Here is a 21203-nt window from a genome sequence, read left to right as displayed (position 1 = left end):
ACTGTCTAAAGACACTTTATTAAAAGTGCAAAATTACAGTAAAAAAACAAGAAATGAGCAAATTATTAGCAGTTGGTACCGTAGCTTTTGATGCTATTGAAACACCTTTTGGTAAAACAGATAAAATATTAGGAGGTTCGGGAACTTATGTAGGTTTGGCGGCTTCTCATTTTGGAGTTAAAACCGGAGTAGTTTCTGTAGTTGGAGGAGATTTCCCTCAATCATATTTAGATATGATGAACAACAAAGATATTAATACCGATGGTATTGAAGTTGTTAAAGAAGGAAAAACATTCTTCTGGAGTGGTAAATATCATAATGATATGAATTCTCGTGATACTTTAATTACTGAATTAAATGTTTTAGAACATTTTACACCAGTAGTACCTGAAAATTTTAAAGATGCAGGTATTGTAATGTTAGGTAATTTACACCCATTAACACAAGCATCTGTTTTAGATCAAATGACTGAAAAGCCAAAATTAGTAGTACTTGATACTATGAACTTTTGGATGGATATCGCATTAACAGAATTACATATCGTTTTAAAACGTGTAGATGTGATTACTATTAATGATGAAGAAGCTCGTCAGTTAAGTGGAGAATATTCGTTAGTGAATGCTGCGAAGAAAATTCATGAAATGGGACCTAAATATGTTATCATTAAAAAAGGAGAACACGGAGCTTTATTATTTAGTGAAGGAAAAATGTTCTTTGCACCAGCATTACCATTAGCAGAAGTTTTTGATCCTACAGGAGCAGGAGACACTTTTGCAGGAGGTTTTTGTGGATATTTAGCAAAAACGCAAGATATTTCGTTTGATAACATGAAAAACGGAATTATTTACGGATCTAATTTAGCTTCCTTTTGTGTTGAAAAATTTGGGACACAACGAATGGAAGAGCTTACAAAAGAAGAAGTGCTAACACGCTTACAGGCTTTTAAAGAATTAACACAATTTGACATAGAATTATCATAATTTAAAAATCCGCGCTTTTTGCTGCGGATTTTTAAATAACAAGAATAACAACAACACACAACATCCTTTAAATATTTTTTCAAATGAGTGACGCTATTAAACATGAGTGCGGTATTGCAATGGTTAGATTATTAAAACCATTACAATATTATAAAGATAAATACGGAACTGCACTTTATGGTGTAAATAAGATGTATTTATTAATGGAAAAACAGCACAATCGCGGACAAGATGGTGCAGGTTTAGCAAGTATCAAATTCGATGTTACACCAGGAACAAGATACATTAGTCGAATTCGTTCGAATCAAGCACAACCAATTAAAGATATTTTTGGAAAAATAAACAACAGAATTAATGGTGTTTTTCAAGAAAACCCTGATAAAACAGATGATACTGAATGGCAAAAAGATAATGTTCCTTATTTAGGTAACTTATTTTTAGGACACCTTCGTTATGGTACTTTTGGAGGAAACTCAATCGAAAATGTACACCCTTTTTTACGTCAACGTAACTGGAGACATCAAAGTTTAATTGTAGCTGGTAACTTTAACATGACCAACTCAAAACAACTTTTAAATGATTTAATTGATTTAGGACAACATCCAAAAGAATCAACCGATACTGTTACAGTAATGGAAAAAATTGGTCATTTTTTAGAAGATGAAGTATCTGACCTATACCTTAAAGCTAAAGCTGAAGGTTTTAGTAAAAAAGATGCCTCTCCTTATATTGAAGAAAATTTAGATATTCAACGAATCTTACAGCGTTCTGCAAAAAACTGGGATGGTGGTTATGCAATGGCAGGTTTATTAGGTCATGGTGATGCTTTTGTATTAAGAGACCCTTCAGCAATTCGTCCTGCATTTTATTATCAAGATGATGAAGTTGTTGTTGTAGCTTCAGAACGTCCTGCAATTCAAACAGTATTTAATGTTGCTATTGATGAAATTAAAGAAATTGATAGAGGTCATGCATTAATTATCAAAAAAAATGGGCAAACTTCTATGTCACCTATTTTAGAACAACGCACTAAAAAAGCCTGTTCTTTTGAAAGAATTTATTTCTCTAGAGGAAATGATGCTGATATTTACACAGAGCGTAAAAACTTAGGAAAATACGTATTCCCTAATGTTTTAAAATCTATTGATAATGATATTGAAAATGCTGTTTTCTCTTACATTCCTAACACTGCAGAAACTTCATTTTTTGGAATGATGGAAGCTGCTGAAGATGTGTTGAATCAGCAAAAAACAACGGCTATTTTAGCTGGTGGAACAAAATTATCAAAAGAAAAAGTAATAGAAATTTTATCAAAAAGACCTCGTTTTGAAAAAATTGCTATTAAAGATGCAAAATTAAGAACCTTTATTACTGATGATAGTAGTAGAGATGATTTAGTAGCACACGTATATGATGTTACTTATAGCGTAGTAAAACCTACAGATAATTTAGTAATTATTGATGATAGTATTGTTCGTGGTACAACCTTGAAGAAAAGTATTATCAAAATATTAGACAGATTAAATCCTAAGAAAATTGTTGTAGTTTCTTCTGCACCTCAAATTCGTTACCCTGATTGTTATGGTATCGATATGGCAAAAATTAATGATTTTATCGCCTTTAAAGCTGCTTTAGCATTATTAAAAGAAACGAATCAATATGATATTATTGATACGGTATATGCTAAATGTAAAAAACAAGAAACTAGCGAAGATAAAGATGTTATCAATTATGTAAAAGAAGTATATGCTCCTTTTACTGATGATGAAATTTCTGGTAAAATTGCAGAATTATTAAAAACATCGGATATTAAAACAGATGTTGAAGTAATTTTTCAGAATGTAGCTAATTTACATAAAGCTTGTCCTGATAATTTAGGTGATTGGTATTTTACAGGTGATTATCCTACTGATGGAGGTAACCGAGTAGTTAATCAAGCTTTCATAAACTTTTATGAAGGAAATGATGAAAGAGCTTACTAAAAGTAATTTTACAAGCTAAAAAAGGGTTATTAATGACTATTAATTTATAGTATATACCCAAAAATCATACAAAAGTATTTTAATCAAAAAGAGCTCGATAGTATATCGAGCTCTTTTTTTGTGTTAAAAAACTATCTTTAGAGCTTGTTTAAATTTAATTTAAAAACATTTTATCCCTGAAAAATCGAATCCGTCAAACTGAATTTATTTCAGTTTCACATCCTGATTTTCGGTATTTCTTCACCTTATGCGATTCTGAAATAAATTCAGAATGACGGTAATTTAGTTTTTAAACAGGCTCTAAATTTATATCATTCTAAAACAATAAAAAACTCGAGCAATAATGCTCGAGTTTTTTATTTTATGTAATATATCTAATTAATTATTGATAATCCAAGAGATATAATACAACTGCCCTATTTGACCAGAACCAGGTGCAACAAAATATTCTTTACCAAATAAATTTGTTCCTCCTATTTTAAATTTAGATTTCATTGAAGGGATGCGATAATTTAATTGAGCATCAATTACAATTCTACTATCTACATCTCCTCTTACAAAAGTAGAAACCCATTTATACTTATCAGACCATCTAGCATTTATATTAAAGCCAACATTTTTATAAAGCTTCGTATTTCCAAACTGTACTTTTACGCTATGTTTTGGTGTATTAAAGTTAGGTTCAAATTGCCCAGCATCTTTATCTTCTACTAAATTATAATCATTAAAATTATAGTTTACACCTACATCAAAATTTTTGAAAATCTTAGTGTGTGTTCCTAAAGAAAAACCATACGAATCTATTTCAGATTTACTATTAGTTATAATATTAGACTCTCGTACATCACCATACTGAAAAGCTCTGGCAGCTAATTCATCAAAAACTAACACACCATCTACTATTAATCCATACTGATTCTCTACAGTTTCTTCAGCTGTTAATTGTCTGTTACCATAAGGATATACAATACCAGCATTAGGAGTAACGACATCTTGTGTAAACACAAAATTCTTATGTTTACTATAATATGCATTAACATCTAAATCAAAATTGGTGTTATTATTTAAACGAAACATACTTCTATACCCTAATTCAATTGTTTTAACTAACTCTGGTACAACTTCACCATAAGTAGATTTTTGATTCAGTTTACCTGTATAGGTATCTCTATCTACATAATAAGTTCTTGTTAATATTGAGTTATTTATAATTTCTTTTCCATGAACAGTTCGTTTTTTCCATACATATTTATTTAATGCATAATCCCAAGCTTCATAATAACTATTTTCATAACCAATTCTATTTAAATTATCACTTACTGTTCCTATAGTCGTTTTAACAGCTGGCTTTAAAAAACTATACTGTTCTTGAATAGTTGGTATTCTAAAACCTGTTTGATATGAAGCTCTTAACACATTATTTTTTTCTTCACCTAAAGCATAAGTCAATGCTAATTTTGGTGAGTAATTTCCATCAAAATTATCTGATTTATCATAACGAAGAGATGTTGTTATTTTAAGTCGGTCTTCAAATAGTTTTTTCTGAACTTGAGAATAAAAACCATATTCTTCTATTCGAATTTTTTCGTAAGCATCATTAAATAAAGTTCCTTTAGAGTTTGGATTGTATTGCCTAAAAGATGCTCCTACTTGTATATCTGCCCAATTACCCAATAAACTTCTAAAGTTATAATTACCATCAATATGCTTATAATTACTCTTTTCATACAAAGCACTTCCTCCTTCAGACATTAAAGTTTTCGTAATTCTATCAAACTCTTGATTAAATCGTTTTGTGTTTGGCTGAAACCTATTTACATCTGCTAAAACTCTTGCTTCTGCTATTGATTTACCATTACCATAAAATTGAGAAATGTATTCATCTACCCAATCATCAATATAATCAGCTTCAAAATTAAGCTCAATACCTGTTTTTGTTAAATCATATGAATCACCAGAATCATTTCCTGTATAATATCCTCTAACATAAAAATCCTTCCCTTTTATTTCTAATTTATGTTGTTCTGTAAAATAATTACGTTGTGCAAATCTACTTGTTCCTTGAAAAAGATTATCTCTTAAAGAAAACCTAGATGATAACTCTATTTCTAATCTATCATCTTTAAAAGGTCTAAAATGTAATGCTCCTGAAAAACGTAAATTACTTGTTTTAAAATCATCTTTTAAAAGTTCCTTTTCAGAATAACCTGTTCTTCTTAAATAAGTTCCGTATACTGGTCTTTCAGCTCCAGGTTTAACTTTTTGTATCTCTACGTTTTTAAAAGATAAATCACGATAAAGTTCATCTCCATAAGTATTAATACCATCATAATTAACTGTTGAATTAATATTTCCTGGTATTATTTTATGAGTATCAATTTCTTTATTTCTTAAATCATTTGCATGCCATTCTTCTGCTTCATAATATGAAAAGTTTACTTTTGCTGCAAAAAAATCATTAAATTTATAAGCCATTCTAACAGCAATATCATAAAAAGGATTATTACCTCCTTCTTCCTGACTCATATACCCAGTTTTAAACATGGTACTAATACCTGTATAATCAAATGGGCTTTTAGTATTCATTAGCATTAGACCATTATAAGCATTAGCTCCATATAAAGCAGATGATGCTCCTGGTAAAATTTCGACACTTTCAATATCTAATTCTGATACACCAGAAAAATTCCCTGTACTAAAACTTAAAGATTGTGCAGCAGTATCCATACCGTCAATCATTTGAACAAAACGAGAATTGCTGAAGTCAGAAAAACCTCTTGTATTTATTGATTTAAACCCATAACTTCCTTCTCTTGATTCTATACCTTTTAAATTAACTAAACCATCATAAAAAGAATTAGAAGATGTATTTTTTATATCTATTAATCCAAATCTTTCAACAGTTACTGGAGATTCTATAATTCTCTCAGGAACTCTAGAAGCAGATATTACTATTTGATCTAATAAAAGAGTCTCTTTTAAAATGATATTAATAGACTTCTTTAAATTAGTAATTAGAAGTTCTTCTTGTTTATAACCAAAAGCTGTAATTTTTAACTTTACAGGTAATGGCTGATTTAGGTTTAATATAAATTTACCTTCTTCATCAGACAATACACTTTTGCCTGCTAGCGTAATTTCTGCATTATAAAAAGGCTCTAGATATTCATCATAGACAGCACCTTTTATTTCTACCTGTGCATATGAAATAATTCCACACAGTGTAAAAAAGAGTATTGTTAATTTTTTCTTGAACATTTTGATTTTTTTTATACAAATATAACCTTATTCTTCCAATGAAAAATTAATTGGAAAACCATATTTTACAGAAGCTTTTTTTCCGTTTTTCTTTGCAGGTATAAATTTAGGCAATAATGAAACTACTCGTATAGCTTCATTATTTAACATTTCACCATCATCAGGACCTAATGTTTTAATATTTTTAACATACCCATCTTTATCAATAATAAAACGAACCCAAACTTCTCCTTCAATATGAGTTCTAACAGCTTCAGCTGGGTAACTAAAATACTTAGAAATATGTTCCATCATTTCATGATTAAAACAATCTGACTTTTCACCTTTCTTTGCTTTTTCACAACCTTTAAAAGTAGGTATTCTATCTACCGATGCAAATTTCAATGCTTTCCTAATCTCTTCTTTTGATAGTTTCTTTTTAAGATCTTCAATATTTTTATTTAAATTAATTTCCTTTCGAATATGAACAATAGGTAAATCAGAAGTTACTTTTTTATCCAAAGATGAAATTACACCTGAAGTTGTTAAATTATTCGTTGATTTAACTATTTTTTTCTTTAAAACTCTTCTTCTTGCTGAAACATTAACTCTAATTTGACGAGATCTATTATTTTTAGCTTCTTTTAATGGTGTTATAGCACATTTAGTTATACTATTTAAATCGATATCTGTATTATCTGGAGATTCACAAACTTGTTGTCCAAAAAGAACAAAAGATGTTATAATATATAATAATGTAAATAAAATTGTTTTTTTCATAAATAATAACTTTAAATAACTTATTATCAAATAACAAGCCATACTTAATCAATATCAAATATACAGTAAAATAATATCATTATTAGGTAGTAAAATATTTTTTAATTTAAAAAACATAAAAAACCCTAAATAATACATGTATTATTTAGGGTTTTTTATGTTTAATTCTTTTATTTAATAAATACTTGACTGATAGACTACTGATTAATAGTCCAAGAAATATAATACATTGAACCAATTAATCCTGAACCAGGAGCTACAACGTATTCTTTACCTCCTAAGTTAGTACCACCAACTTTGATTCTTGATTTTAAATTTGGAATAGTATAGTTTATCTGAGCATCTAATACAGTTCTACTATCAATATTTCCGTTTAAGAAACTCGATTGCCATAAGAATTCATTTTGCCATCTTGCATTTAGATTAAACCCGAAGTTTTTAAACAAATTTGGATTACCAAACATTACTTTTACTTGATGTTCTGGAGTATTAAAACCTGGTTTAAAATCTTCATCATCTTCTTGGTTAAATATTAATTTACTTAATGTGTAATTTGCTCCAAAATTAAATGTTTTAAAAACTTTTGTAGTTAAACCTACGCCAATACCATAAGACTCTACTTTAGCTAAGGTATTTGTATTTAAAGTAAACTCTGTTAAATCTTCGTTTTCAAAAGCATTTTTACCATCAACAAGACCTTCATAATTAGGAACTACAACTGTTTTAGTCGCTGTAAAATTATCATATTGATTGTAATAACCATTTATATCTAATTCAACAATATTAGTAGATGTTAAATTTACAATACTTCTATATCCTAATTCATACGACGTTACTTTTTCAGGCTTTACTCGATTAGGATTTACACGTGTATAAGTACCGTCTTTTAACATAAATGCATTATTAAAAACGTCTTGTCCTTTAATAATAGTATTAGGAAGGTTTTCATTTTCAACTTCTACTAAAAAACGATCTATATTTTCTGAAGAAGTTCCTAATAAAAATTGATTTGGACCCGATCTCAATCCTAAATACTGTTCTAATGTACTTGGTGTTCTAAAACCTGTTTGATATGAAGCTCTTAGTATTTTATTTTCTTTAACGGCATAATTTAAAGCAACCCTTGGTGAAAAATTCCCATCAAAGTTTTTTGTTTTATCATAACGAACAGACCCTGTAAATTTTAAACGATCATCTAAAAATTTCTTTTGTAGCTGTGAATATATTCCATACATATCAAATTCAATAGGATCTTCTTTATCTGTAAATAAAGTACCTTCTGAATTAATATTAAATTTACGGTAAGAACCTCCTATTTGAAATTCACCCCATTTAATGATGTCTCTAAAATTATAATTTACATCAGCATTGTATAAATTTGTATTATCTTTTATTCCTGCTCCTCCTTCACTAATCGAAGTATCTTTTATTTTAGCTAATGCTTTGTTAAAGTCAACTGTTCCTGGTTCAAGTCTACCTATATCAGCAAAACTCCTTGCTACATTATGGTTTCCTGGTGTTATATTTGGTATTAACCCACCAAATGCAGCTCCATATTCAGTAAACCACTGCTTATTAGATTTATAATCCTGATTTAAAGCAATCCCTGCAAAACGTAAATCATAGCTTATTCCTGTAGTATTACTAGTGTAATAAGCACGAGCAAAGAAATTCTTACCTAAAACTTCTACTTTATGCTGTTGAACAAGAAATTCTTGTTGAGAAAACCTATTTGAACCTTGATATAAATTATCTCCTTGAGAGAAACGTGAATTAAGAATTACCTCTAATTTTTCATTCCCCATTGGTCTAAAATGTAACGATGCATCAAACTTTAAACCACTACCATCATAATCATATAGTTCTTTCTCAGCATATCCTGTTCTAGTTACAGTTCCTATATCTTTAAATGGACCTGTAAATGTATAAGTAATCTCATCTCCATAAAAATTTACTCCATCATAATCAGGTGTGTCATTTCTATTTCCTTCTTTAGTAACACCTCCAACACCTGTTGTGTTCGACGCATCATTTGCATGCCATTCTTCAGCTTTATAAACAACTAAATTTGCTTTTGCTGCAATATAATTATTAAACTTATATGCCATTCTAATACCAACATCATGAAATTGATGTGATCCTGATTCTTCTTGATTGATAAAACCTGTTTTATAATAAGTACTTATTCCATCATAATCAAAAGGATTTTTACTTTTCATTAATAAGATACCATTAAATGCATTTGCACCATATAAAGCTGAAGATGCTCCTGGAAGAATTTCTACATCTTTTACATCTAATTCTGACAATCCTACAATATTACCTGCTGAAAAATTTAATGCTGGTATTGAAGTTTCAACACCATCTACTAACTGAACAAATCTTGTATTATCAAAAGTAGAAAATCCACGAGAGTTAATCGATTTAAAACCATAACTTGCTTCTCTAGAATCTACTCCTTTTAAGTTTGTTAATCCATCATAAAAAGAAACAGAAGTATTATTTTTAATATCTGTAAGTCCTAATCTCTCAATAGTTACTGGTGATTCAATAATTCGTTCTGGAGATCTAGAAGCTGAAATTACAACTTCATCTAAGGTTGTATTTTCTTTTAAAATAATATTTAATTCTTGATCTGCAGCTGTTATTTCGATTACTTCTTTACGATATCCGAAAGCAGAAACTTGAATAACAAATGGAAATTCAGATTTTACTGTTAACGTAAAACTTCCATCAATATCTGAAACAATTCTACTGTCTAATGAATTAATAATAGCACTTGGAAAAGGCTCTAGGTATTCATCATAAACCTTTCCTTCTATTGTAACCTGTGCCGAAATAGCAATACTATAAATAACAAAAAAAAGTAGTAGTAGTTTTTTATGCATATTGTTTTGTTTAGTTTAATTGTAATAAGATTATTGCTCTAAAGCAAATGAAATAGGAAAGCCATATTTTACAGAAACACGTCCACCATCTTTTTTTGCTGGAATAAATTGAGGTAATTTAGAAACTACTCTAACTGCTTCTTTATTTAATATACCTCCATTTCTAGGACCTAAAGTTTTAATGTTTTTTACTTCACCATTTTTATCAATAATAAAACGAACCCAAACTTCTCCTTGAATAGATTCTTGAATAGCATCACTTGGGTATCTAAAATGTTTAGAAATATGCGCAACCATTTTTTCATTAAAACAATTAACACGATCACCTTTTTTCACTTTTTTACAAGCATTAAACAAAGGGATTTTATCAACAGTATTAAATTTTGCAGCACTTTTTAATTCTTCAATAGATAATTTCTTTTTTATATCTTCTATATTTGTGTTTGATGATATAGATTTAGTAACTTCTAGATTTTCAGTTACTTTTTTAACCTTAACAAGACCTATACTTCCAATACTAGAAAGCTCCTTTTTCTTTATATTTTGTCTCTTTTTTAAGTGTCTTCTACTTGCAGATACTGTAACCGATATTTGTCTTGATTTTTTATTTTTTTTAGATTTTTTAATAGTACATTTAGTAATACTAATAGTATTTAAATCTAAATCCGTTTTATCTGGAGATTCACAAACTTCTTGTGATATAACATTAATTGAAAAGAAACAGGTTAACACTAATAATAATAATTCTCTCATAGTATAAGGGGATTAAGCTAAATAATTACTTAAAAATAATAGCAATTAAAACAAGCTTATAAGCTATACAAAGATACGTTTTTTTTTTTAAAACAGAAAAACCTTAATTTATCATTAATAAATATTTAATTTAAAGTAAAATTCATAGGGAATTTGTATATAACATTTGCTAAAAGACCTTTTTCTTTACCTGGAGTAAATTTAGGTAATAATAATACAATTCTCATTGCTTCTTTTTTCAATACATCATTATCTTTTTCTCCTTGTATTTTTACATCCTTTACTTCTCCATTCTTATCAATAACAAAACTTACTTCTAAATTACCTTCAACACCTTTCTTTAAAGCTTCCTTCGGATATACAAAATTATTAATAATATGTTTCTCCATTTCATTATTAAAACATTCAATATTATCTGATGAATCTTCATTACAAGATGCGAATAATGGAATATTCTCTACAGAGTCAAAAGAAACTACTTGTTTTTCAGCTTCTTTTTTTAACTTTACTAATAATTGGGGATCTATTTTAGTTGTTGTTTGACTATCAACAAGTGCTTTTGTTTTTAAATTACTAGCTAAATGAACAACCTTATTTAAATAAATACGTTTTTTTAAATATCTTGTACTCGAAGCAATAATATATTTAGTTTTTTGTTTTTTTGTTTTTACAACTTCTTTTCTTATTGCACATTTATTAATAGCATTAATATCTACCAGTACTTTTTTCTCTGAAAGACAAACTTTTTGAGAAAAAACAGATAGCACACTAAAAAAAACGGTTAATATTATTAGTATATTTTTCATTAGAATTTCTTTTAATTTTAAACAAATTATCCAACAATTTTTAAAAACATTGAACAACATCAAGTTATTTGATTTATCTATTTAAAAGGAATGATATCTAATTCTAATTTACTTTGAAAAGTAATTTCAAAAGGAAGTTTTGATATAGCGGAAGGTGTTCTTTTATTATTTTTCATTTTCTAGGGGGAATAAAATGGTTAAAATATTTTCTCTCTAAGAGATACCTCAATATACAACAAAAAGTACATAGACACAAAATATCTATGTACTTTTTACATTAAGCTATGTTAAACTAAGTGTTTACTCTATTGGTAAATTGTCTTCGTATAAGAAGTTATTGTAAGGAAATCGTTGAATATGTATTTTCTTAACTTCATTATATACTCTTTCTTTAAAATCTTCTAAATTATCTTTATTTAATGCTGATATAAAAAGACTTTCTTTTCCTAAATCATTCATCCAAGTGTTCTTCCAATCATCAAGTGTATAATGATTTTTAGATTTCTCGGTAATTAAATCATCCTCTTCAATTGTATCATGAGTATAAGCATCAATTTTATTAAAAACCATTAAAATTGGTTTATTTGAAGCTCCTATTTCATCTAAAATTTTATTTACAGATGCAATATGATCTTCAAAATTTGGATGACAAATATCTACTACATGTAATAATAAATCAGCTTCACGAACTTCATCTAAAGTAGATTTAAATGACTCTACTAATTGTGTAGGTAACTTTCTAATGAAACCAACAGTATCGGTCATTAAAAAAGGAATGTTCTTAATTACAACTTTTCTTACTGTAGTATCTAAAGTTGCAAATAATTTGTTTTCAGCAAAAACATCACTTTTACTGATTACGTTCATTAAAGTCGATTTACCAACATTGGTATATCCAACTAATGCAACACGCACCATTTTACCTCTATTCTTTCTTTGAACTGCCATTTGACGGTCAATAGTAGAAAGTTTTTTCTTTAATAAGGTAATTTTTTCTCTAATAATACGACGGTCAGTTTCAATTTCTGTTTCACCAGGTCCACGCATTCCGATTCCACCTTTTTGCTTATCAAGGTGAGTCCATAACCTTGTTAATCGAGGTAATAAATATTGACATTGTGCCAATTCTACTTGTGCTTTTGCAGAACTTGTTTGCGCTCTTCCTGCAAAAATATCTAATATTAAATTTGTTCTATCTAATACTTTACATCCTAATTCATTCTCAATATTACGCAATTGCGCAGGCGATAATTCGTCATCAAAAATGGCAATACTGATGCCCTTTGATGCGATATACATTCTTACTTCTTCTAATTTACCAGTTCCTAAAAAAGTTTTAGGATTTGGTTTTTCCATTTTCTGAACAAAGCGTTTTACAGCAACTCCTCCTGCTGTTAAAGTCAAAAACTCTAACTCATCTAAATATTCTTCAGATTGTTTTTCGTTTTGTTTTTGGGTTATAATACCAATTAAAACCGCTTTTTCGATTATTTCTTCACGTGTTTCTTCCATACGATGCAAAAATACAATTTTATCAATTGAACAACTCTTTTTTCATTTGTTCTTTATACTTTGTTTTATTTGTTGATTTTTTATTTAAAAAGATATCAAAATATTTTAAATAATTAGAAGAGTTTAGTTAAGTTGCCTAGCCCCGATTGAAGCAATTGTTTGAGCTCTTTTTTGTTTTTTTCAAACAAAAAAAGCGAGTGCGGAAAGCGGGAAATAGCTTCAAATAATTTTTAAAATTTAAGCATAAAAAAACACTCACTTTTTACAAAATGAGTGTTTTTTTATATTGATAAAATTATATTTTGATAAAATCTTCAAATGCCACATAATAAGGTTGATCTTTAAAAACAGGCATTTCAACGCTTTCTGAATTTGCAATACCAATACCTGCAAACCAAATTTTTGCATTATTTTTTTCGGCATGTTGTTTAAATGTTTCCATCCATAAAACATCGTAATCTTCAGGTGTTTGAATATTATTGGTTGTTTTTACCAACACAAAAATAGTAGGTTCACCTTTTTTATATAACACAAACTGAGGATGTTTTTTTAATGCGCTATTAATAGCAACAAACTCATAGCCCATTTCCTGAAGCTTTTTACCAGCAATATTCATCCCTAAATTATGAAGCTCTTGTTTAGTAAGTACTTGCATTATTTTTTCTTATTACGCATGTTATAATTCTTATCACCTTTTGTTTTCGGCTTTTTATATTTTTTCGCAATTTCTCTACGATAAGAACCACCTTGATTTGTTTTACTATTCTTTTCACTTTTTTCATGAAAAGCAGGACCAGGAACATACTCTAAAGAAGTTCTGTTTTTATTCTTTTCTCCGTCTTCTTTCGGACGTTCTTCCTCTGTTAATTCTTTAGAAATTTCAACATGCTCAGGAATTTCGAATAGTGGAATTTCATAATTCATCAATTCTTCAATTCTCGCTTTAGCTGGTAATTCTGCTTCTGTTGAAAAAAGAATTGAAGTTCCTTCTTTTTCTGCACGACCAGTTCTACCGATTCTGTGCATATAATTTTCAGGAAAATAAGGTGTGTTAAAGTTAATTACGTGGGTAACTTCTGATAAATCTAATCCACGAGCAATAACATCAGTTGCTATTAAGATACGTTTTTCGCCTTTATTGAATTGCTCAATAGAACGTAAACGATAATTTTGTGTTTTGTTAGAGTGAATTACACACGATTGCCCAGGAAAATCTTCTTTTGTGCATTCAAACAAGCGATCTGCATTCCTTTTATTCGGAGTAAAAACTAATACTTTGCTATAATCTTTTCTGTTTGATAATAATTCACCTAGTAAATTAACCTTTGTATAAAAGTTAGGTACATCATAACTAATTTGCTTAATATTATCAAGTGGAGTTCCACTTACAGCGATAAAAATCTTTTTCGGAGCGATAAAAAAGTCATCAATTAAAGCTTCAACTTCTTGAGTCATTGTTGCCGAAAACATAATATTTTGACGACGAACAGGTAATAATTCAAAAATGTTTAATAATTGAAATCTAAATCCTAAATCTAGCATTACATCAACTTCATCAATCACTAACTTTTGGATTGATCTTAACTTTAAAATATTACTTAAAGCTAAATCATATAAACGACCTGGAGTAGCTACAATAATATCTGCACCTTGTGCCACAGCTTCTTTATGCCTGTTTAAAGGAATTCCTCCAAATACACCTACAGTATGTAGAGTCATAAACTCTGAAAGCTTTTCAATTTCGCTAACCACTTGTACCACTAATTCACGAGTTGGCACAACAACAAGTACTCTTGGATGCTGTTGTTTTGAAAACTTCAAATCACGAAGTATCGGTAACATATAGGCAAAAGTTTTACCTGTACCTGTTTGAGCAATACCAACAACATCTTTACCTGAACGAATAATAGGAAAGGCTTCTTCCTGAACTGGTGTTGGGTTTACAAAACCTAATTCTTCGATAGCGTTTTGTAATGGATTTGATAAATCTAAATCTTGAAAAGTAATCATTTGCATTAATTTGGTGCAAAGGTACGTTTTATAAGCTCAAATATCACAAGTATATTTCTTTGGATAAAATGTCTTTGTTTTTAATCAAAAAAAAAACCGATACAATAATGTATCGGTTTTTATATAATTTTTGATTTTTTAAATTGATAAAAGGTTTACCCTCCAAAATCATCAAATCGGATATTCTCATCAGCAAGACCAAAATCTTCTCCCATTTTCTGAACAGCGTTGTTCATTAATGGTGGACCACAGAAATATAATTCTAAATCTTCTGGTGCTTCGTGTTTCGATAAATACTCGTTAATTACTACTTGGTGAATAAATCCTGTAAAACCATCTCCGGCTACATCATTTATATCTTTTTTAACTTTCCAGTTATCCGCTTCTGTTGGATCTGATAAAGCAATAAAGAATTTAAAGTTAGGGAAATCTCTTTCTAAAGCTCTAAAGTGTTCTACATAGAACAATTCAGCTTTTGAACGACCACCATACCAATAAGTTACAGTTCTACCTGTTTTTAATGTTCTGAATAAGTGATATAAGTGAGAACGCATTGGTGCCATACCTGCTCCACCACCTACATATAACATTTCAGCTTCAGATTCATTAATAAAGAATTCACCATAAGGACCAGAAATAACACATTTATCTCCTTTCTTTAAGTTAAATATGTATGAAGAAGCAACTCCAGGATTTACATCCATCCATCCACCTTTCACTCTATCAAAAGGAGGTGTTGCAATACGTACATTTAACATAATTTCTCTTCCTTCGGCAGGATAAGAAGCCATAGAATATGCTCTTTCTACAGTTTCTGTATTTTTCATTACCAATGGTCTTAAACCAAATTTATTCCATTCTCCTTCAAACTTATCTGGAGTCTCATGTTCTTCTGGATGGGCAGTAATATCCATATCAGCATAGTTTACCTCACAAGCTGGAATTTCAATTTGAATATATCCACCTGCTTTGTACCCCATATCTTCAGGGATTTCAACTACAAATTCCTTAATAAAAGTTGCAACATTGTAATTTCTTACAACTACTGCTTCCCATTTCTTAATTCCAAAAATTTCTTCAGGAATAGAAATATCCATGTCTTGTTTTACTTTAACTTGACAAGATAAACGAACTCCGTGTGCTAATTCTTTACGTGTAAAGTGAGGTGTTTCTGTTGGTAAAGCTTCCCCTCCACCAGAATTTACGTGACACTCACATTGCACACAAGATCCACCACCACCACAAGCCGATGGTAAAAAAATCTTTTCAGCTCCTAAAGTAGATAATAAAGTTCCTCCTGAAGCAACTTCAATTACTTTATCACCATTAATGGTAATTTTTACTGGTCCTGATGGTGCTAATTTTTGCTTTACAAATAATAACAACCCTACTAAAATTAATAGAATTATTAAAAATGATATAACTGTTACAGCTACCGTACCTCCTGTACTTACTTCTAAAAATATCATTATTCTATAATTTTTTTAGTGTTATCAGCTAATTTTTCAGCTTGCTGTTTTGCTTCTTCTTTCTTTTCTATTTTGATTGCTGCTTTAGGAGCTTCTGGTGTTTTTACTTCTTCGTCACCTCCTGTTAACATACCTCCAAAACTCATAAACCCGATTGCCATTAATCCAGTAATAATAAAAGTAATTCCTAATCCTCTTAATGCTGGTGGCACTGATGAATATCTGATTTTTTCACGAATAGCTGCAATTGCTAAAATTGCTAAAAACCATCCAATTCCTGAACCAATACCATAAGTTAATGATAAACCTAATGTAGGAATTTCACGAGATTGCATAAATAAAGACCCTCCTAAAATTGCACAGTTTACTGCAATTAATGGTAAGAAAATCCCTAAAGAGTTATACAATGCTGGTGCAAATTTCTCTACAATAATTTCTACCAATTGTACCATGGTTGCAATAGTTGCAATAAACATAATAAATGATAAGAAACTTAAATCGTAACCTTCATATTCAGCTCCTAACCAAGATAATGCTCCTGGTTGTAATAAATATTGATCTAATAACCAGTTGATAGGTACTGTTACAGCCAATACAAAAATTACGGCAGCTCCTAAACCTACGGCAGTTGCTACTTTTTTAGATACTGCTAAGTAAGAACACATTCCTAAGAATGTAGCAAATACCATGTTATCAATAAATATCGACTTGAAAAATAATTCTAAATGTTCCATTTTTCTATATTTTTAATGAATTCTAACTCGGTTAGTCTTCAATTAATGCTTTGTTTCTACTACGTTGTATCCAAATAATAATACCTACAACAATTAATGCCATTGGAGATAATAACATAAATCCGTTATTTTCATATCCTAAAGCATATAATCCTGTTTGTTCTATTGGATCTCCTAATACTTTAAATCCTAATAAAGTACCAGAACCTAATAACTCTCTAAAGAAACCTACTGCAATTAAAATAGCTCCGTATCCTAATGCATTTCCAATTCCATCTAAGAATGATTTCCACGGACCGTTTCCTAAAGCAAAAGCTTCAAAACGTCCCATAATAATACAGTTGGTAATAATTAAACCAACAAATACCGAAAGTGTTTTACTTAATTCGTAAGCAAAAGCTTTTAATACTTGATCAACAATAATTACTAAAGCAGCAACTACGATTAACTGTACAATAATTCTAATTTTAGAAGGAATAATATTTCTCATTAAAGAGATTACAACGTTTCCTATACCTAATACAAATAATACAGAAACTGCCATTACTATAGAAGCTTTAAGTTCTGCTGTAATTGCTAATGCTGAACAGATACCTAATACTTGAATCGTAATTGGGTTGTTATCTAATAACGGATCTGTAATTAATGCTGCGTCTTTTTTTGATAAAAGTCCCATATTTATTTCAATGTTTTAAAGTAAGGCACGTATAAACCTAATTCAGATTTAATCATTGCAGCAACTCCATCACCTGTAATTGTTGCACCTGCAATAGCATCTACCTCGTTATCATTTTTATCTTCGTTCTTCGGATCATTATTAGATTTTGAAACTCCAATTCCTTTAAAAGAACCGTTGTTCATTAAATCTTCTCCGATAAAGTCATCCATAAAATAGCGTTGCTTTATGTTTGCACCTAAACCTGGCGTTTCTCCTTTATGATCGAAAAAAGCACCTTGAACTACCATGTTTTTATCCAACGCAACATATCCCCAAATAGCATCCCAAAGACCTTTACCTCTAATTGGTGTGATATAAAACATTTTACCATCTTTTTCTCCCACAAATACTGGTAATTTTCTTGTTTTCCCTGCTTTTGCAGCTGTTTGCTGTTTTTTTACATCGATTAAATATGCATTCGCATCTTCAGTAACTTTAGTACCTTCAATAACGATTTGTTTTTTGATGTATTTTGAAAACTCACCAGCTACTTTGTCTTTAGAAACAAAGATTGCACTAGATTCATCATTTTCATTTATCCCCATAGCATACAAAATATTTTGTTGCTTTTCGATACGTTTATTTGCATCAATCATTGGGCGAAGCGATGAAGCTGTAAAAGCTAACAACGCACCTACTATTAATACCATACCAATGGCAAAAAGTAGTGTATATACATTACTGTCTGTTCTCTTACTCATAATTAGGCAGTTTTAACTTTAGTACGTTTTAATCTTCTCTTTATATTTCCTTGAACCACATAATGGTCAATTGTTGGAGCAAAAACGTTCATTAATAAAATAGCTAACATTACTCCTTCTGGATATGCAGGATTGAATACACGAATCATAATCGAAATAAATCCGATAAAGAAACCATAAATCCATTTTCCTTTGTTAGTTTGCGATGCTGATACAGGATCAGTAGCCATATATACAGCTCCAAATGCAAAACCTCCAATTAATAAATGTTTCCAGAAATCTAAACTCATTAATCCGTAAAACTTACTTGTTTCACCAATCCATCCTAAACCAACTACTTGATTAAAAATGAATCCCATTACTAAAGCTCCAATTACTGCAGATAACATAATTCTCCAGCTTCCAATCTTTGTAAAGATTAAAAATAAAGCTCCTAATAAAATTAAAAATGTAGATGTTTCTCCTACTGAACCAGGAATAAATCCGAAGAACATATCAGAAACAGAATGTGTTAATGGTTGAGATTGTGCTAAACTACCTAAAATAGTTTCACCTGAAATTGCATCTGCAGTTCCAGCTAATTCTCTAGCATCAGCCACCCATACTTTATCTCCCGACATCCAAGTTGGATATGCGAAGAATAAGAATGCACGTATTGTTAATGCAGGATTTAAAATATTCATTCCTGTACCACCAAATACTTCTTTACCTATAACCACACCAAATACTACGGCTACAGATAACATCCATAAAGGTAAATCAATTGGTACAATTAAAGGAACTAACATTCCTGTAACTAAGTACCCTTCTTCTACTTCATGCCCTTTAATTACAGCAAAAATAAATTCTACTACTAATCCTACTACATATGATACAATTACTAACGGTAAAATTTTTACTAAACCGATTAAGAAATTATCCATATTCCAGAAATCTCCACTAAAGAAAGACATTCCTTCTGTAAATCCATTGATTGCAGCGTTATGTTGATAACCCGCATTGAACATTCCGAAGATTAAACAAGGTACTAATGCCATAATAACTATGTTCATTGTACGCTTTAAATCATCAGCGGCCTTAATATGAGTTCCTCCGTGAGTTGTCTCATTTGGCAAATATAAAAAAGTATGGATTGCGTTAAACGCAGGTGCCATTTTAGTTCCTTTATATTTTTCTTTTAAATTATGTAAGTTTTGTTTTAAGCCCATATCTTATCCTAATTCTTCTCTCATTAAATCTAATCCTTCACGAATTATTTTCTGGTGAGGTTGTTTAGACACACAAATAAATTCTGTTAATGCGAAATCTTCTGGTGCAATTTCGTAAGCTCCTAATCCTTCCATTTCGTCAAGATCTTGATATTTACAAGCTTTTAATAATTGCATCGGATAAATATCTAAAGGAAAAACCTCTTCATATGATCCTGTTACAACAAAAGCTCTATGCTCACCGTTTGTATTGGTATTTAAGTCGTATTTTTTCTTCGGATTTAACCAAGAGAACGTAAATGCTCTTGATGTAGAAACCTTGTTAAATACAGGCTTATTCCATCCAAAAAACTCATAATCATTTCCTTCAGGAATTGCAGTTACTATGTTTTCATAGTATCCTAAAAATCCTTCTTCATTAACCTGAAGACCACTTAATACGTTTCCGCTAATTACACGTGCATTATCAGCTTCTAAATTTCCTTTTGTAAGTGCTCCAATATTAACTCCAGCTATTGCTGATACATATTGTGGCTTTGAAAATTTAGATCCTGCTAAAGCAATTGTACGCTTTGCGTTAAATTTACCAGTTAGTAATAACTCACCGATAACTACTAAATCTTGAGGAGTAACAACCCATACAACTTCACCTTTATTAATAGGATCTATTTGTGAAATTTGTGTACTCACATTACCAACAGGATGTGGTCCAGATACGTTGTGCAATTCAACTCCTTTCATTCCTTTAAACGGAGATGATGTTGAGCTTTTTGCAACAGAAACGTGTACTTTACCTGCTGTTAATTTAGTTAATGCAGTTAATGCGGTTTGTAATTCAGCTTCTTTACCTTTTAAGGCGTAATCATAATCGGCTGCTAAAGGTGCACTTGCGTAGGCAGATACAAAAATTGATTTAGGTGCTTGATTCGGATTTGCAACCACGTCATACGGACGCTGTTTTACAAATGGCCAGCAACCTGAAGCAAATAAGTGATTTCTCACTTCTTCACCAGACATTGCATCAACATCTTTTTTACCAAAATCTTTGTATTGCTGCTGTGCATCAGCAGTGATTTTAATTGCTAAAACTTTTCTTCTGGCTCCACGAACGATTTCCGAAATTTTACCACTAACAGGGCTTGGAAATAAAATGCGCTCATCACTTTTTGAATAAAAAAGTGCTTGACCTGCTTTTACTTCGGTACCTTCTTTTGCTAAAATTTTTGGAATAACGCCGTGAAAATCATCTGGCTGAATTGCAAACACGCCACCTAACGGAAGTTCGGTAGTTATTTGCGCTGCATCGCCAACGAGCTTGATGTCCAAGCCTTTCTTAATACGGATGTCTTTTGACATAGGAACTGAACTGATTAAATTGATTTTCTATAAAAAAAACAAATTTACAGATTTTGATTTTTTCGAGTA

At 30.1% G+C, this 21203-nt stretch carries 16 protein-coding genes; 2 read left to right on the top strand and 14 right to left on the bottom strand.

The window, feature by feature from the left end; all coding sequences use genetic code 11:
• Window positions 1-53 precede the first annotated feature (53 nt).
• Window positions 54-980, top strand: coding sequence for a PfkB family carbohydrate kinase (locus tag AB0T67_RS08915; protein ID WP_369220017.1), 927 nt, complete (start codon window positions 54-56; stop codon window positions 978-980).
• Between the two features lie 83 nt (window positions 981-1063).
• Window positions 1064-2962, top strand: coding sequence for an amidophosphoribosyltransferase (locus AB0T67_RS08910; RefSeq protein WP_369220016.1), 1899 nt, complete (start codon window positions 1064-1066; stop codon window positions 2960-2962).
• A gap of 378 nt (window positions 2963-3340) precedes the next feature.
• On the opposite strand, the gene AB0T67_RS08905 is transcribed toward AB0T67_RS08910, so the two are convergent.
• The 14 genes from AB0T67_RS08905 to AB0T67_RS08840 form a co-directional block, all read right to left on the bottom strand.
• Entirely contained in the window at window positions 3341-6220 is a 2880-nt protein-coding gene (locus AB0T67_RS08905; protein ID WP_369220015.1) for a TonB-dependent receptor, read from the bottom strand.
• Window positions 6221-6247: 27 nt separating this feature from the next.
• Window positions 6248-6979 carry an energy transducer TonB gene (locus AB0T67_RS08900; protein WP_369220014.1) on the bottom strand — a complete coding sequence of 244 codons (732 nt, stop codon included), beginning with the start codon at window positions 6977-6979 and terminating at the stop codon, window positions 6248-6250.
• Between the two features lie 197 nt (window positions 6980-7176).
• Window positions 7177-9867, bottom strand: coding sequence for a TonB-dependent receptor (locus AB0T67_RS08895; RefSeq protein WP_369220013.1), 2691 nt, complete (start codon window positions 9865-9867; stop codon window positions 7177-7179).
• Between the two features lie 30 nt (window positions 9868-9897).
• Window positions 9898-10620, bottom strand: coding sequence for an energy transducer TonB (locus AB0T67_RS08890; RefSeq protein ID WP_271230847.1), 723 nt, complete (start codon window positions 10618-10620; stop codon window positions 9898-9900).
• Between the two features lie 125 nt (window positions 10621-10745).
• Window positions 10746-11426, bottom strand: a complete 681-nt coding sequence (locus AB0T67_RS08885; RefSeq protein WP_369220012.1) for an energy transducer TonB — start codon at window positions 11424-11426, stop codon at window positions 10746-10748.
• Window positions 11427-11726: 300 nt separating this feature from the next.
• Window positions 11727-12938 (bottom strand): GTPase HflX, encoded by a 1212-nt coding sequence (gene hflX / locus AB0T67_RS08880; RefSeq protein WP_369220011.1) that lies wholly within the window; start codon window positions 12936-12938, stop codon window positions 11727-11729.
• A 295-nt stretch (window positions 12939-13233) separates the two neighbouring features.
• A complete protein-coding gene (locus AB0T67_RS08875) occupies window positions 13234-13593 on the bottom strand; it encodes a Na(+)-translocating NADH-quinone reductase subunit F (RefSeq protein WP_101914107.1) in 360 nt (119 codons plus the stop codon).
• Window positions 13593-14945, bottom strand: a complete 1353-nt coding sequence (locus AB0T67_RS08870) for a DEAD/DEAH box helicase (protein ID WP_369220503.1) — start codon at window positions 14943-14945, stop codon at window positions 13593-13595. The genes AB0T67_RS08875 and AB0T67_RS08870 overlap by 1 nt, the downstream gene beginning before the upstream one ends.
• Before the next feature lie 158 nt (window positions 14946-15103).
• Complete coding sequence (gene nqrF, locus AB0T67_RS08865; RefSeq protein ID WP_369220010.1) at window positions 15104-16417, bottom strand: NADH:ubiquinone reductase (Na(+)-transporting) subunit F; 1314 nt, start codon at window positions 16415-16417, stop codon at window positions 15104-15106.
• Window positions 16417-17151, bottom strand: coding sequence for an NADH:ubiquinone reductase (Na(+)-transporting) subunit E (nqrE, locus tag AB0T67_RS08860; protein ID WP_369220009.1), 735 nt, complete (start codon window positions 17149-17151; stop codon window positions 16417-16419). Before nqrE ends, nqrF begins: the two co-directional genes overlap by 1 nt.
• A gap of 31 nt (window positions 17152-17182) precedes the next feature.
• Window positions 17183-17827: an NADH:ubiquinone reductase (Na(+)-transporting) subunit D gene (locus AB0T67_RS08855; protein WP_058886083.1), complete on the bottom strand. Its 645-nt coding sequence runs from the start codon at window positions 17825-17827 to the stop codon at window positions 17183-17185.
• Between the two features lie 2 nt (window positions 17828-17829).
• Window positions 17830-18570, bottom strand: coding sequence for a Na(+)-translocating NADH-quinone reductase subunit C (locus AB0T67_RS08850; protein WP_369220008.1), 741 nt, complete (start codon window positions 18568-18570; stop codon window positions 17830-17832).
• 2 nt (window positions 18571-18572) lie between these two features.
• The gene (locus AB0T67_RS08845; protein WP_369220007.1) at window positions 18573-19778 is read right to left on the bottom strand and encodes an NADH:ubiquinone reductase (Na(+)-transporting) subunit B; all 1206 of its coding nucleotides are present in this window, start codon (window positions 19776-19778) and stop codon (window positions 18573-18575) included.
• A 3-nt stretch (window positions 19779-19781) separates the two neighbouring features.
• Window positions 19782-21134, bottom strand: a complete 1353-nt coding sequence (locus AB0T67_RS08840) for a Na(+)-translocating NADH-quinone reductase subunit A (protein WP_271230854.1) — start codon at window positions 21132-21134, stop codon at window positions 19782-19784.
• Between the last annotated feature and the right edge of the window lie 69 nt (window positions 21135-21203).

It is taken from the genome of Tenacibaculum salmonis (assembly GCF_041053065.1).
Taxonomy (GTDB): Bacteria; Bacteroidota; Bacteroidia; order Flavobacteriales; family Flavobacteriaceae; genus Polaribacter; species Polaribacter pacificus_A.
This window is presented reverse-complemented; position numbering and strand designations above follow the sequence as displayed.